This is a genomic window from Oceanobacillus phoenicis (assembly GCF_047238145.1).
In the GTDB taxonomy this organism is placed as follows: Bacteria; Bacillota; Bacilli; order Bacillales; family Amphibacillaceae; genus Oceanobacillus.
This window is the reverse complement of the sequence record NZ_JBDFME010000001.1, coordinates 3,580,647-3,595,043: the sequence shown is the minus strand read 5'-3', so window position 1 is coordinate 3,595,043 and position 14,397 is coordinate 3,580,647. Positions and strand designations below refer to the sequence as shown.

The window sequence follows — 14,397 nt, the reverse complement described above, 5'->3', positions numbered from 1 at the left end:
GCATATATATATAGTATAGGAGCCATTAAGAGAGGATGGTTAACGATGATATTACCTTGGATTTTGTTAATTCTTATTGTGATAATAGGTGGAAAATGTGTATATGATTTCATTCAAACAAATAATATCAGTCAGTTGTTTCGTATGAGAGAGGGACATTTTTCGATAGAGATCTTTCTTGCTATGATAGTTGTATATATAACAATAATGCTTGGCTATGGAATGATATATTTTATATTATCTCTTGAGGGGATTGTGCTTGTAGAACATGGAGAACTTAGACAAGTTAGTATTATTGGGTCATTAATACATTCTGTTTACTTTAGTGGAGTTACGCTTTTAACAATTGGCTATGGTGACATTATTCCATTAGGTATTGGAAGGTTAATTGCTGTATCTCAAGCTCTTATTGGATACATACTGCCAGCGGCATTTGTGTTGAAGGTAGTGCAAATTGGATCTAGAAGTAGGGATGAATGAATATCTCTATTTATTGTGATATATTGAAGAAAATGGTTATATGTTGGAGGGGTAACAATAATGTCTGTAAAAATAGGATCAAAAGTAAAAGATTTTAGTTTACCAAATCAGAATGGTGAAAATATAAGTTTGTCTGATTATCAAGGGAAATATGTTGTTTTATATTTTTATCCAAAGGATATGACACCGGGGTGTACGACAGAAGCATGTGATTTTCGCGATAATCACGAAAGTTTTAAAGAGTTAGATGCAGTTATACTAGGAGTAAGCCCTGACCCAGAAGCACGTCATCAGAAATTTATTGATAAACACGAATTACCATTTAATCTTCTTTCGGACGAAGATCATCAAGTTGCAGAACAATTCGATGTTTGGAAGTTAAAGAAGAATTTCGGAAAAGAATATTATGGTATTGAACGATCTACATTTATTTTAGATAAAGAAGGAAATTTAATTAAAGAATATAGAAAAGTAAGAGTGAAAGATCATGTTTCTAATGCCCTAACATACATTAAAGAAATAAAAGAAGACGAATAGAGGTTAAAATATGCGTATTTATACTAGGTCCGGGGATAGCGGATTAACCTCATTAGTATATGGACAACGAGTTCCAAAAAATCATTTGCGGGTAGAGGCCTATGGGACATGTGATGAAGCAAACTCAGCAATTGGAATGGCTGTTAGTGCGCTCGGGAATGAAGAGTGGGAAGGTAAACAGGATTTCCTTGATCAATTACATCGTGTCCAAACAATTTTATTTCATGTTGGAGCGGAGCTTTCTACTCCAAAGGACAAAGAAGTGTACTGGAAATTAAAACAGTCGCATATAGATGAAATGGAAAAACAAATAGATGTTTGGGACGAGGAATTAGAAACATTAAATAATTTTATTTTACCATCTGGTCATCTAGCTTCGAGTGCTTTGCATAATGCACGTACAATTGTTAGACGAGCAGAACGAGTAGTAGTAAGTTTAGAAGAGGAAATTGAAAATAAACTCGTAATTTCTTACCTAAATCGCCTCTCTGATTTCCTTTTTGTTGCAGCCCGTTTTATCAATAAAAAACTTGGTGGAGAAGAACAAGGACTACACGTTGATTTATCACGCATGTAATGTGAAGTAATACGACTATGATTCTATGCCATATTAGAGAAGTGGAGAAGAGCGATTATTCTTCATGAAGTTTCTATTTATAAATGATATTGGTGGTTATGCTATTGTTGACAGAAAACAGTTTATGAAGGTACACTATTTATAAAGATTATAATATAATAATTTTATTAACTAAAATATATTACTGAAAGAGAGGTGTTTAACGGTGTCTGAACAACGTCTGCGTCAAGCAATCGATACTTTGAAGGAATCAGGCGTCCGTATTACACCACAGAGACACGCAGTGCTCGAATATCTTTTAAATGCTATGGTTCATCCCACTGCGGACGAAATATATAAAGCTTTAGAAGGTAAGTTTCCGAATATGAGTGTTGCAACCGTGTATAATAACTTACGTGTATTGAAAGATATCGGACTTGTACGCGAATTGACCTATGGTGATTCCTCTAGTCGATTTGACTGTAATACATCGGATCACTACCATATCATTTGTAATGATTGTGGAAAGATTGTTGATTTTCATTACCCTTCATTAAATGAAGTTGAATCTCTTGCAGAACAAGTAACTGGATTTGATGTTAGCCATCATCGCTTAGAAGTCTATGGTAAATGCGATGAATGTCAAGAAGTAAATACGAAAAAGCACTAATGTATATTAATAAACCCCGTCAGGTGACGGGGTTTATTTTATGTGTAACTTATTTCTTCTTATATTTACGGGAATTATACTTCTCGTCAAATTCTATTCCTTCTAAATTTTTGTCCATTGTGAGTGGTTGTTTACAATGCATACATGCATCTACACGACCAAGCATTTTTGTTGGTTTTTCACAACTTGGACAGATTACAGGTACAGCCCGAAGTGATAAAGTACCAATCCATACATATACTGCACAACTAAGGATCACCATTAAGGTACCTAAGATAAAGAAAATTACCATTAACCATTCAATATTCTTGGTTAAAATACCACCGTACATTGTTATTATGCCAGCAAAAACAAGTATCAATGCAAATGTACGTATCTTATTTATTTTACTTGAGTATGTAAGTTGTTGTGACATGGTTGTCCTCCTTATTCTTCCATTGTAGTATAGCACAGAATAAGAAAAGATTGAATTTGATTAGAGGATTTCACTGTAATTTAACGAATATATTAAATATTAGGTGTAGTGGGGAGGCATCTTAGGTGGAAAATTTTTTAAGACCAATTTATCAAGAGCATGCAAGTAATTCTAATACATTAGGAATTTTAACAATAGAAGCAACGCAATTTGATCGTCCATTAACAGATGGTTTTGATAGTATTTTACTTATTATTGTGCGCGAACAAGCAAATAACTGGTTTGTTAAACATTATGAAGTTGATGGGGGAACTGCTGCACTTCATTTAGTAAAAGAAGAAATACTAATGGAGTGGATAGACACGAGCGGTTACAGAAGAGCGGTCGAATGGATTATATATGGAAGAACCATCTATGATAGAAATGAATATGTAAAGCAACTTAAAGAAGAATTGAGATTTTTTCCTGAAGACAAAAGAGATTTAAGGAAGATTATTGATTTTGGTAAACTTGTAAAAAGTTATAGTGAAGCAAAATTATTATATGATGCTGGAGAAATAAGAGACGCGCATAGTAAAATCTTAAATTCTTTGCACTATTTAGCAAGATTATCTGTTATTGATCATGGTTATTATCCTGAAGTGACTGTATGGAATCAGGTAAAGAACATGGATCTTGAAGTATATAAATTATACGAATCTTTATTAGATAGTAATGAATCCATTGAAAAAAGAATTGAACTTATGTTAATAGCAATGGATTTTGTGATGAATAATCGTGCACACTCAGCTTCAAAACATTTACTTGAGATAATGGACAAACAAGAAGAACCATGGTCATATGCTTCTATCAAAGCAATTACCGATGTTCAACATTATACGTATGATTTAAGTGCAATCCTTTCTTATTTAGTTGAAAAAGGTTTTGTAGAAGTAGTCTTATTAGATACAAAAAACCCTGCTGTATTTCAACGTACTTATAGGGTGAAAGAAAAGTAATAGTAACGTTTATTGTGAGTTTGAATATAATGAAATGGTGAAAGCGCCTAGGAAACGATTATTTTGCATTATACCCCATATTGTTCCTTGTTTTATTGCTTGTGTAAAAAAAATGTAAAATAATCGTTGACTTTCATTCTGAGCCGTGATAAAGTTAATTTCGTTGCTGAGATGAGCAAGCGTTCAGCAAAAACAAATTAAAAAACAACAAAAAAGTTATTGACATTAAAAACACAGCATGGTATATTTAAGAGGTCGCTGCTTGAGAGAGTGACACTGAAATTGCTCTTTGAAAACTGAACAAAACAACCAGTACGAAAGAAGAAAAACACCTCGTTTTTCTTAAAAAGAAATGAAGTCAGAAGTTGACTTCTGAAGCACAAGAAACACAACTTTTATGGAGAGTTTGATCTTGGCTCAGGACGAACGCTGGCGGCGTGCCTAATACATGCAAGTCGAGCGCAGGAAGTTATCTGATCCTCTTCGGAGGTGACGATAATGGAATGAGCGGCGGACGGGTGAGTAACACGTAGGCAACCTGCCTGTAAGACTGGGATAACTCGTGGAAACGCGAGCTAATACCGGATAACACTTTTCATCTCCTGATGAGAAGTTGAAAGGCGGCTTTTGCTGTCACTTACAGATGGGCCTGCGGCGCATTAGCTAGTTGGTAAGGTAACGGCTTACCAAGGCGACGATGCGTAGCCGACCTGAGAGGGTGATCGGCCACACTGGGACTGAGACACGGCCCAGACTCCTACGGGAGGCAGCAGTAGGGAATCTTCCGCAATGGACGAAAGTCTGACGGAGCAACGCCGCGTGAGTGATGAAGGTTTTCGGATCGTAAAACTCTGTTGTTAGGGAAGAACAAGTGCCATAGTAACTGATGGCACCTTGACGGTACCTAACCAGAAAGCCACGGCTAACTACGTGCCAGCAGCCGCGGTAATACGTAGGTGGCAAGCGTTGTCCGGAATTATTGGGCGTAAAGCGCTCGCAGGCGGTTCTTTAAGTCTGATGTGAAATCTTACGGCTCAACCGTAAACGTGCATTGGAAACTGGAGGACTTGAGTGCAGAAGAGGAGAGTGGAATTCCACGTGTAGCGGTGAAATGCGTAGAGATGTGGAGGAACACCAGTGGCGAAGGCGACTCTCTGGTCTGTAACTGACGCTGAGGAGCGAAAGCGTGGGGAGCGAACAGGATTAGATACCCTGGTAGTCCACGCCGTAAACGATGAGTGCTAGGTGTTAGGGGGTTTCCGCCCCTTAGTGCTGAAGTTAACGCATTAAGCACTCCGCCTGGGGAGTACGGCCGCAAGGCTGAAACTCAAAAGAATTGACGGGGGCCCGCACAAGCGGTGGAGCATGTGGTTTAATTCGAAGCAACGCGAAGAACCTTACCAGGTCTTGACATCCTCTGAACACTCTAGAGATAGAGTTTTCCCTTCGGGGACAGAGTGACAGGTGGTGCATGGTTGTCGTCAGCTCGTGTCGTGAGATGTTGGGTTAAGTCCCGCAACGAGCGCAACCCTTGATCTTAGTTGCCAGCATTTAGTTGGGCACTCTAAGGTGACTGCCGGTGACAAACCGGAGGAAGGTGGGGATGACGTCAAATCATCATGCCCCTTATGACCTGGGCTACACACGTGCTACAATGGATGGAACAAAGGGAAGCGAACCCGTGAGGTCAAGCAAATCCCACAAAACCATTCTCAGTTCGGATTGTAGGCTGCAACTCGCCTACATGAAGCCGGAATCGCTAGTAATCGCGGATCAGCATGCCGCGGTGAATACGTTCCCGGGCCTTGTACACACCGCCCGTCACACCACGAGAGTTGGTAACACCCGAAGTCGGTGAGGTAACCTTTTGGAGCCAGCCGCCGAAGGTGGGACTAATGATTGGGGTGAAGTCGTAACAAGGTAGCCGTATCGGAAGGTGCGGCTGGATCACCTCCTTTCTAAGGATTATTACGGAATCGTACTTGGTTGTTTGGTTCAGTTTTGAGAGAGCAATCTCTCGAAATAATGAACTTCTGTTAAGAACGTCACGTCCATGTGACAACACAGAAGCCACCACATCCGTGTGGAAGTTTGTACCTTGAAAACTAAATAAGAGTAACAACGACATCAAACAAAAAGATGAAGCAACTATTAAATTAGAAGCTGAATCTATTTAATGTTTTTTTGAAACAAGGCTATTAAATTAGCACGCTTATTTACTGAAATAACTTAGTTAAGTGAATAAGGGCGCACGGTGGATGCCTTGGCACTAGGAGCTGAAGAAGGACGGGACTAACACCGATATGCCTCGGGGAGTTGTAAGTAAACTTTGATCCGGGGATTTCCGAATGGGGAAACCCACTGTTCGTAATGGAGCAGTACCTATACCTCAATACATAGGGTATAGGGAGCAGACCCGGGGAACTGAAACATCTCAGTACCTGGAGGAAGAGAAAGAAACCTCGATTTCCTGAGTAGCGGCGAGCGAAACGGAAAGAGCCCAAACCAGAAAGCTTGCTTTCTGGGGTTGTAGGACACTCCTTTGGAGTTACAAAGAAATTCTTTAAATGAATCGATCTGGAAAGGTCAGCCGAAGAAGGTAACAGCCCTGTAATTGAAAAGGAATTTCCTCCGGAGTGTATCCTGAGTACGGCGGAACACGTGGAATTCCGTCGGAATCCGGGAGGACCATCTCCCAAGGCTAAATACTCCCTAGTGACCGATAGTGAACCAGTACCGTGAGGGAAAGGTGAAAAGCACCCCGGAAGGGGAGTGAAATAGAACCTGAAACCGTGTGCCTACAAGTAGTCGAAGCCCGTTAATGGGTGACGGCGTACCTTTTGTAGAATGGACCGGCGAGTTACGATCTCATGCAAGGTTAAGTGGAAGACACGGAGCCGCAGCGAAAGCGAGTCTGAATAGGGCGAGTATAGTATGTGGTCGTAGACCCGAAACCGTGTGATCTACCCATGTCCAGGGTGAAGGTCAGGTAACACTGACTGGAGGCCCGAACCCACGTATGTTGAAAAATGCGGGGATGAGGTGTGGGTAGGGGTGAAATGCCAATCGAACACGGAGATAGCTGGTTCTCTCCGAAATAGCTTTAGGGCTAGCCTCAAGATGATGAGTACTGGAGGTAGAGCACTGATTGGACTAGGGGCCCCTACCGGGTTACCGAATTCAGTCAAACTCCGAATGCCAGTTACTTAAACTTGGGAGTCAGACTATGGGTGATAAGGTTCATAGTCGAAAGGGAAACAGCCCAGACCGCCAGCTAAGGTCCCAAAGTATACGTTAAGTGGAAAAGGATGTGGAGTTGCCCAGACAACCAGGATGTTGGCTTAGAAGCAGCCACCATTTAAAGAGTGCGTAATAGCTCACTGGTCGAGTGACTCTGCGCCGAAAATGTACCGGGGCTAAACGTATCACCGAAGCTGCGGATTGTTCTTACGAACAATGGTAGGAGAGCGTTCTAAGTGCTGTGAAGTCAGACCGTGAGGACTGGTGGAGCGCTTAGAAGTGAGAATGCCGGTATGAGTAGCGAAAAAAGAGTGAGAATCTCTTTCACCGAATGCCTAAGGTTTCCTGAGGAAGGCTCGTCCTCTCAGGGTTAGTCGGGACCTAAGCCGAGGCCGACAGGCGTAGGCGATGGACAACAGGTAGATATTCCTGTACCACCTCATGATTGTTTGAGCGATGGGGGGACGCAGTAGGATAAGGAATGCGCACCGATGGACGTGTGCGCCCAAGCAGTGAGAAAGTCAGATAGGCAAATCCGTCTGGCAATTTCAAGCTGTGATGGGGAGGGAAATTGAGTACCGAAGTTCCGGATTTCACACTGCCAAGAAAAGCCTCTAGTTAGATCATAGGTGCCCGTACCGCAAACCGACACAGGTAGGCGAGGAGAGAATCCTAAGGTGAGCGGGAGAACTCTCGTTAAGGAACTCGGCAAAATGACCCCGTAACTTCGGGAGAAGGGGTGCTCCTTCATAGGAGGAGCCGCAGTGAATAGGCCCAAGCGACTGTTTAGCAAAAACACAGGTCTCTGCGAAGCCGAAAGGCGAAGTATAGGGGCTGACACCTGCCCGGTGCTGGAAGGTTAAGGGGACGAGTTAGCTCTTCGGAGCGAAGCTTTGAACCGAAGCCCCAGTAAACGGCGGCCGTAACTATAACGGTCCTAAGGTAGCGAAATTCCTTGTCGGGTAAGTTCCGACCCGCACGAAAGGTGCAACGACTTGGGCACTGTCTCAACGAGAGACCCGGTGAAATTATACTATGCGTGAAGATGCGCATTACCCGCGACAGGACGGAAAGACCCCGTGGAGCTTTACTGTAGCCTGATATTGAATGTTTGTGCAGCTTGTACAGGATAGGTGGGAGCCTTTGAAGCGTGAGCGCTAGCTTACGTGGAGGCACCCGTGGGATACCACCCTCGCTGTATGAACATTCTAACCCAGGACCGTGATCCGGTTCGGAGACAGTGTCAGGCGGGCAGTTTGACTGGGGCGGTCGCCTCCCAAAGAGTAACGGAGGCGCCCAAAGGTTCCCTCAGAATGGTTGGAAATCATTCGTAGAGTGTAAAGGCAGAAGGGAGCTTGACTGCGAGACCTACAAGTCGAGCAGGGACGAAAGTCGGGCTTAGTGATCCGGTGGTTCCGCATGGAAGGGCCATCGCTCAACGGATAAAAGCTACCCCGGGGATAACAGGCTTATCTCCCCCAAGAGTTCACATCGACGGGGAGGTTTGGCACCTCGATGTCGGCTCATCGCATCCTGGGGCTGTAGTCGGTCCCAAGGGTTGGGCTGTTCGCCCATTAAAGCGGTACGCGAGCTGGGTTCAGAACGTCGTGAGACAGTTCGGTCCCTATCCGTCGTGGGCGTTGGAAGTTTGAGAGGAGCTGTCCTTAGTACGAGAGGACCGGGATGGACACACCGCTGGTGTACCAGTTGTTCCGCCAGGAGCATGGCTGGGTAGCTACGTGTGGAAAGGATAAGTGCTGAAAGCATCTAAGCATGAAGCCCCCCTCAAGATGAAACTTCCCATCACTTCGAGTGAGTAAGATCCCTCAGAGACGATGAGGTTGATAGGTCCGAGGTGGAAGCGTGGTGACACGTGCAGCTGACGGATACTAATTGATCGAGGACTTATCTAAGTTCTTAGAATGATGTCACGTTACTCTTATTTAGTTTTTAGGGTACAATCCTAAAAAAGTGTTGCATTTTATCTAAGAAATGCATATAATATAACTTGTCCTTGTTTTTTGGACTACATATTACATAAAGATCTGGTAGCGATAGCGAAGAGGTCACACCTGTTCCCATGCCGAACACAGAAGTTAAGCTCTTCAGCGCCGATGGTAGTTGGGGCTTTGCCCCTGCAAGAGTAGGACGCCGCCAGGCGATATTAAATCATTATTTCCGGGTTTGCCTATAAGGACAAGCAATGAAAGATAAATATCATTATTTATGGATCATTCCACAGTAGCTCAGTGGTAGAGCAATCGGCTGTTAACCGATCGGTCGTAGGTTCGAATCCTACCTGTGGAGCCATGGAGAGCTGTCCGAGAGGCCGAAGGAGCACGATTGGAAATCGTGTAAGCCGCTACCGCGGCTTCGAGGGTTCGAATCCCTCGCTCTCCGCCATTACACAATGGCCCGTTGGTCAAGCGGTTAAGACACCGCCCTTTCACGGCGGTAACACGGGTTCGAATCCCGTACGGGTCACCAACAATATCATGTGGAGGATTAGCTCAGCTGGGAGAGCACCTGCCTTACAAGCAGGGGGTCGCAGGTTCGAGCCCTGCATCCTCCACCATATATAAAGTATAGTATTAATCATATCGCGGGGTGGAGCAGTCTGGTAGCTCGTTGGGCTCATAACCCAAAGGTCGCAGGTTCAAATCCTGCCCCCGCAACCAAATAATAATGGTCCGGTAGTTCAGTTGGTTAGAATGCCTGCCTGTCACGCAGGAGGTCGCGGGTTCGAGTCCCGTCCGGACCGCCATCTAAATTAATTGGTTTATAGAAACAACATATGGCTTGGTAGCTCAGTCGGTAGAGCAGAGGACTGAAAATCCTTGTGTCGGCGGTTCGATTCCGTCCCGAGCCACTTTTTTATTTTTACGGAGGGGTAGCGAAGTGGCTAAACGCGGCGGACTGTAAATCCGCTCCTTCGGGTTCGGCAGTTCGAATCTGCCCCCCTCCACCATTTTTAATAAATAGTTAGGGGTATAGTTTAATGGTAAAACGAAGGTCTCCAAAACCTTTGATGTGGGTTCAATTCCTACTACCCCTGCCAATATGGCGGTCGTGGCGAAGTGGTTAACGCACCGGATTGTGGCTCCGGCACTCGTGGGTTCGATCCCCACCGGTCGCCCTTTTTTATATCTAAATATAGTGATTGGGCCATAGCCAAGCGGTAAGGCATCGGGTTTTGATCCCGTGTACCCCAGGTTCGAATCCTGGTGGCCCAGCCATTGCGGAAGTAGTTCAGTGGTAGAACACCACCTTGCCAAGGTGGGGGTCGCGGGTTCGAATCCCGTCTTCCGCTCCAGAGACAGTGGCGGTATAGCCAAGTGGTAAGGCAGAGGTCTGCAAAACCTTTATCACCGGTTCAAATCCGGTTACCGCCTCCAATATGCCGGTGTGGCGGAATTGGCAGACGCGCACGACTCAAAATCGTGTTCCTTCTGGAGTGTCGGTTTGACCCCGACCACCGGTATCAGATTAATAATTTTAGTTGCTTTTAAAAGCTTTCTTTTGCTCGTAAACCTTGATATATAAGGATTTACGAGCTTTTTCTATTTCTTGAGTATGCGATAGCAAACGATTGGTTTTCGAATGGTTTTACACATTTTTTACACAGTCATTTTCTCGAATATATTGATCGTTTCTTGTTCATCTTTCTCTCGTAATTCTTTAATGACGTGGGTGTATTCCCTTAATGTTGTATTAATGTCACTATGTCCAAGTCGCTCGCTTATGTAATGAATTGACACATTTTCATATAAAAGGACGCTCGCATGAGTATGGCGTAATCCATGCATAGTGATTGGAGTAATTTCAAGTTCTGTTAATATCTTCTTCAGCAGCTTGTTTGCAACGGTACTTGGGTCCTAATTTTTGTTCACTTTAACACAAATTATGGATAGGCTGGATTTTTAGGGGATGTCAATTAAGTTGGATGACTTAACGGACAACCCTTATTATTTTTAACAATCATTAATAGTCTAAATTCAACCCGAAGAAGTTTGTTTTATATTCTGTTTCTCCTATTGTTTTGCTAATACTAAATTTATTATTTCCTTCATCATCATAACTTACATTTGTTTCTAAAGAACAGATTTCATTTATTAGGTCTTTTAAATTTAATTTTGTACCAACTGAGAATTTTTCTAGTAAAAATAACATTGTGTAAATAGGTAGCAAGTGTTTATTATCAATATGAATTTGTGACCTTTTATCTAGAGCAATATAGGTAATTTCAACATCTTCTGATAGATTTACTATACAAGTGTCATTGTCGAATATAAAGTCTATATTAGCTTTATTCGACTCAAGGAAAGCTTTGTGTTTGTCTAATTGTTTTTTATATATTTCGTTTAGGGTTCTAGTAATTTTAACAAAGTCTTCTATAGGTAAGTAAACATTATCCTTCCATTTGCATTCTATTATTAATAAATTGTTTGTTTCAAGATCATAAATTGCAAAATCCACATCACTATTTTCTTTTTTACCATTAAGCTCAAATTCATAATACTTTTCATAAACAAATTTTATGTTCGAATGTTTTTGAACTTTTTTTATTAATTCCTTAATGATACTTGCAGAAATAGTTTCATCTCTGTTTGTAAATTGTATGTTTCTAAAATAATGTCCATTCACTAAACTAAAATGCCAATCATTTAGAATGATAGAACTAGGTATAAAATAAATCTTTCCCTGATGCTCGACCAATGGAAATTCTAAGAGTGTCCCACCCTTATCTAAAACTAAATAATTTATATACTTTTTTACTACTTCAAAAGGAATGTGATTTACATTTGCAATTTTATTAATTAACCATTCTCGATCAAACGTAATAAGGGTATCCTCTAGACTAAAGCGATGATGAGCATCAAACGCTTTGTACTTGTAATGAGTCACTTGACCTAGGTAAAATAAGGTTCCGATAACTTTATTTAAATTTTCATTATCTCCAATTAATTGGCTTTTGGCATTGTCACCTATTTTTTTCGTATCCTGTTTTATACGTTGATAACAAAGTTCCACTAAATCCATATCAAATCTTGAAATTAGCCCACCTAGATGATTAAGATGTTTTTTTTCAGGATAGATAAATGGAAAGGTGCTAATTTTTTTAAAATAAGGATAATAACTATGAAGGTAATTTAATACTATATTTATGGATTTTTGTTCCTCTTTAAAGCTTTCTTTATCATCAAGTCCTAAGTAGTATAAAGCCACATCTGCATATTCATCAGTAATAATTGGTTTTTTAAAATTAAGTTCTTGACCTTCTTTAAATAGAGCAATTTTAGAAATAGAGAACATATCCAATAATTGCATACTGTATTGAAAATCTGAATAGACCTTCTTAATTTCAGAATATTGATTTTTAAAATCTATGTAGTCGTTTTTGTTAAAAATAAAAGGTGTTGGAGATTCAGGTAATCTATTTTTCAATTCTAAAATAAACCAGCTTATTATATTTCTATCTAAATTTATTTTATAATATTCTAAGAAGGCGTTTTCGAATAGCGATTCTAGTAGTATTAAGGGATACTGAATGAAATATCCTATTTTTGTGTCATATTTTCTACTATATTCATCTAGGAAATCATTAACTTTTATTTTTATTGAATTGGATATTTCCAATCTAATATCATACTCAATTTGACGAGTTAATTCCATAATTTATATAACCTCCGTTTAAAAAAGAAAATGTTAATCTTTTTCTTTAATGAGTTTACTAATGAGTACAGATAAATCCCAAACGATTAAACTAATTTTCATTGATTTAAAGCATTTATAAGCGAACTCAATAAGGTATAATTGTTTTGGTCCTTGATTCTCATAATTAGAATGAAAAGTAATTAATTGAGAGTTAGAGTCATACGAGTAGTTATTATGGCCAATAGGATTTCTTAATTTTGTATCTAATGCTTCTTGGTAAATTTTTGATAAAACATTATTGTTGTCAGATAGGTAAGTTAATTTTTGCCCATTTGTGAGAGATTGGAAGTCTTGAATATTTTTTACAGGCTTTTTTCTAACTTTAATAGAAGCATTCATACTATTAATTGAACCTCTAACAATTAGATTATCTAAGAGCAAAGGTAACGTAGAGTTTTGAAGTAATGTCTCATAAGCATTCTGGTATAATCTATCTAGCCTTTCGAAGGAGACATTATTTAGTCCTTCATGGAATTTTATGTCTTCTATATTCCGACCTATTGCTTCTAAGTATATGACAGGAACTATATATCTATAGTGATTTATAAATGTATTAAATAGTGAAAATAACTCCTTTTGTAATTTAACCAAATCTTCCCTAGTATAGAAATCTATTAATTCTAGAAAATTAGTGCTGTTTTTTTGGGAAATGGAATCCAATTTATCTGGCAAAGATTTCATTTGGGAGTCTATTAGTGGCTCTTTAGATGAAAGTTCTCTAAAAACTGCTGTTATAATTTTGTTAACACTAGATACTTTTTCAAAGGGTCCCATAGTTAATTTAGAACTTTCCCTTAGTTTGTTTACCTCATTCTCTATGTATTCATCTTTTCCATTAAAATAAAGGTGGGCAACTCTTTCGATTAACTTCCATTCATAGTCGATAAATTCAGGTAAAAAATTAAATAAAATTTGATATTTATTCATTTCCTCTTCGCTATGAGGAGAGTAACGAATAAAAGGTGAGAATAATGCCGCTCGGTAGGTTTCTTCTGTTGACTTAATAATTTTTATTGATGGGAACTCCCCTGATAATACAAGAATATACTCTTCTTCTCCTTCGAATTCATAGGTGGCATTGTTAAGTTTAAATTCTATACCACCCTCTTCTTGATTTATATAAATTTCTCCGTATATATTGGTTAAGCATTCAGGACAAGAGTAATGAACAGGATACTGATTTAGGATACCAACCTGAAATTTAACTAACGTTTTTGTATTACATACATCACAACTTACTATCTGAGTTCTAACCGCCATAATATCCAAACCTCCTTTTCTCTTAATAATATCATGATTTTGGATAGATATAGATCTTTATACTCACAATTTGCTGAAATAGCAATCAATAGAATCACTAAAAAAGGTAGATCTATTCGGAAGAAACAAAAGATGCAAGATAATTTTTAATCTTATTTTACACTCAAATAATTTTACACAAATTTTACACATAGTATTTGCAAAACCTTATAATATCAATACATTAAGACCTATTTCGACCCCGACCACCGGTATCTTTGAATGATTATAAATGCTTTAAATAAAAACAAAAACGCTGAAGAACATTAAATTATGTTCTTCAGCGTTTTTAATTTTAAGATAACGAAAGAAACGAAACATTACTATTCGAGAAATTCAATAAACTTCATAAAGTAGTAGAACCATATTCTTGATGGTTTAAAACCGGTATAATTGAAAAAATTAATTACTCCAAATAGTAGTTGATATTATGAAAGCACGCAGGAAAGTTGATAGTCCAACTAAAATTGAAACTTATAAAAAGATT

General features: G+C 39.8%; 8 protein-coding genes, 14 tRNA genes, 3 rRNA genes and 1 pseudogene. 22 read left to right on the top strand and 4 right to left on the bottom strand.

What is annotated here, in order from left to right; all coding sequences use genetic code 11:
- Window positions 1–45: 45 nt before the first annotated feature.
- The 4 genes from ABC346_RS18125 (at window position 46) to perR (ending at window position 2,243) form a co-directional block, all read left to right on the top strand.
- Window positions 46–480 carry a potassium channel family protein gene (locus ABC346_RS18125; protein ID WP_413236175.1) on the top strand — a complete coding sequence of 145 codons (435 nt, stop codon included), beginning with the start codon at window positions 46–48 and terminating at the stop codon, window positions 478–480.
- 60 nt (window positions 481–540) lie between these two features.
- On the top strand, window positions 541–1,017 hold the full coding sequence (bcp, locus tag ABC346_RS18120) for a thioredoxin-dependent thiol peroxidase (RefSeq protein ID WP_413236174.1): 477 nt from the start codon (window positions 541–543) through the stop codon (window positions 1,015–1,017).
- Window positions 1,018–1,027: 10 nt separating this feature from the next.
- Entirely contained in the window at window positions 1,028–1,594 is a 567-nt protein-coding gene (locus ABC346_RS18115; RefSeq protein ID WP_413236173.1) for a cob(I)yrinic acid a,c-diamide adenosyltransferase, read from the top strand.
- Window positions 1,595–1,799: 205 nt separating this feature from the next.
- Complete coding sequence (perR, locus tag ABC346_RS18110; protein WP_413236172.1) at window positions 1,800–2,243, top strand: peroxide-responsive transcriptional repressor PerR; 444 nt, start codon at window positions 1,800–1,802, stop codon at window positions 2,241–2,243.
- A 49-nt stretch (window positions 2,244–2,292) separates the two neighbouring features.
- Here perR and ABC346_RS18105 read toward each other — a convergent pair whose 3' ends face one another.
- Entirely contained in the window at window positions 2,293–2,658 is a 366-nt protein-coding gene (locus ABC346_RS18105) for a YgzB family protein (protein WP_011065312.1), read from the bottom strand.
- A gap of 125 nt (window positions 2,659–2,783) precedes the next feature.
- Here ABC346_RS18105 and ABC346_RS18100 point away from each other — a divergent pair, with 125 nt between their 5' ends.
- From ABC346_RS18100 to ABC346_RS18015, 18 genes are all read left to right on the top strand, one after another.
- Window positions 2,784–3,656 (top strand): nucleotidyltransferase-like protein, encoded by an 873-nt coding sequence (locus tag ABC346_RS18100; protein ID WP_413236171.1) that lies wholly within the window; start codon window positions 2,784–2,786, stop codon window positions 3,654–3,656.
- A 394-nt stretch (window positions 3,657–4,050) separates the two neighbouring features.
- Window positions 4,051–5,614, top strand: a 16S ribosomal RNA gene (locus ABC346_RS18095).
- Between the two features lie 273 nt (window positions 5,615–5,887).
- A 23S ribosomal RNA gene (locus tag ABC346_RS18090) occupies window positions 5,888–8,809 on the top strand.
- Between the two features lie 131 nt (window positions 8,810–8,940).
- A 5S ribosomal RNA gene (gene rrf, locus ABC346_RS18085) occupies window positions 8,941–9,056 on the top strand.
- The 16S, 23S and 5S rRNA genes sit together here with 14 tRNA genes alongside, the layout of an rRNA operon.
- Before the next feature lie 75 nt (window positions 9,057–9,131).
- Window positions 9,132–9,206, top strand: a tRNA-Asn gene (locus ABC346_RS18080).
- A gap of 1 nt (window position 9,207) precedes the next feature.
- Window positions 9,208–9,299: transfer RNA gene (locus ABC346_RS18075), tRNA-Ser, on the top strand.
- 9 nt (window positions 9,300–9,308) lie between these two features.
- A tRNA-Glu gene (locus tag ABC346_RS18070) sits at window positions 9,309–9,383 on the top strand.
- A gap of 12 nt (window positions 9,384–9,395) precedes the next feature.
- Window positions 9,396–9,471 (top strand) — tRNA-Val (locus tag ABC346_RS18065).
- A 26-nt stretch (window positions 9,472–9,497) separates the two neighbouring features.
- A tRNA-Met gene (locus ABC346_RS18060) sits at window positions 9,498–9,574 on the top strand.
- 9 nt (window positions 9,575–9,583) lie between these two features.
- Window positions 9,584–9,660, top strand: a tRNA-Asp gene (locus ABC346_RS18055).
- 32 nt (window positions 9,661–9,692) lie between these two features.
- A tRNA-Phe gene (locus ABC346_RS18050) sits at window positions 9,693–9,765 on the top strand.
- 15 nt (window positions 9,766–9,780) lie between these two features.
- A tRNA-Tyr gene (locus ABC346_RS18045) sits at window positions 9,781–9,864 on the top strand.
- 16 nt (window positions 9,865–9,880) lie between these two features.
- Window positions 9,881–9,954, top strand: a tRNA-Trp gene (locus tag ABC346_RS18040).
- A 5-nt stretch (window positions 9,955–9,959) separates the two neighbouring features.
- A tRNA-His gene (locus ABC346_RS18035) sits at window positions 9,960–10,032 on the top strand.
- 25 nt (window positions 10,033–10,057) lie between these two features.
- Window positions 10,058–10,132, top strand: a tRNA-Gln gene (locus tag ABC346_RS18030).
- 2 nt (window positions 10,133–10,134) lie between these two features.
- A tRNA-Gly gene (locus ABC346_RS18025) sits at window positions 10,135–10,209 on the top strand.
- 8 nt (window positions 10,210–10,217) lie between these two features.
- Window positions 10,218–10,291, top strand: a tRNA-Cys gene (locus ABC346_RS18020).
- 4 nt (window positions 10,292–10,295) lie between these two features.
- A tRNA-Leu gene (locus ABC346_RS18015) sits at window positions 10,296–10,377 on the top strand.
- 136 nt (window positions 10,378–10,513) lie between these two features.
- On the opposite strand, the pseudogene ABC346_RS18010 reads toward ABC346_RS18015, so the two are convergent.
- The 3 genes and pseudogenes from ABC346_RS18010 to ABC346_RS18000 all read right to left on the bottom strand — a co-directional run.
- Window positions 10,514–10,765, bottom strand: a pseudogene (locus ABC346_RS18010) (tyrosine-type recombinase/integrase); the annotation flags it as partial.
- A 112-nt stretch (window positions 10,766–10,877) separates the two neighbouring features.
- Complete coding sequence (locus tag ABC346_RS18005; RefSeq protein WP_413236170.1) at window positions 10,878–12,569, bottom strand: hypothetical protein; 1,692 nt, start codon at window positions 12,567–12,569, stop codon at window positions 10,878–10,880.
- A 33-nt stretch (window positions 12,570–12,602) separates the two neighbouring features.
- A complete protein-coding gene (locus ABC346_RS18000; RefSeq protein ID WP_413236169.1) occupies window positions 12,603–13,871 on the bottom strand; it encodes a hypothetical protein in 1,269 nt (422 codons plus the stop codon).
- Between the last annotated feature and the right edge of the window lie 526 nt (window positions 13,872–14,397).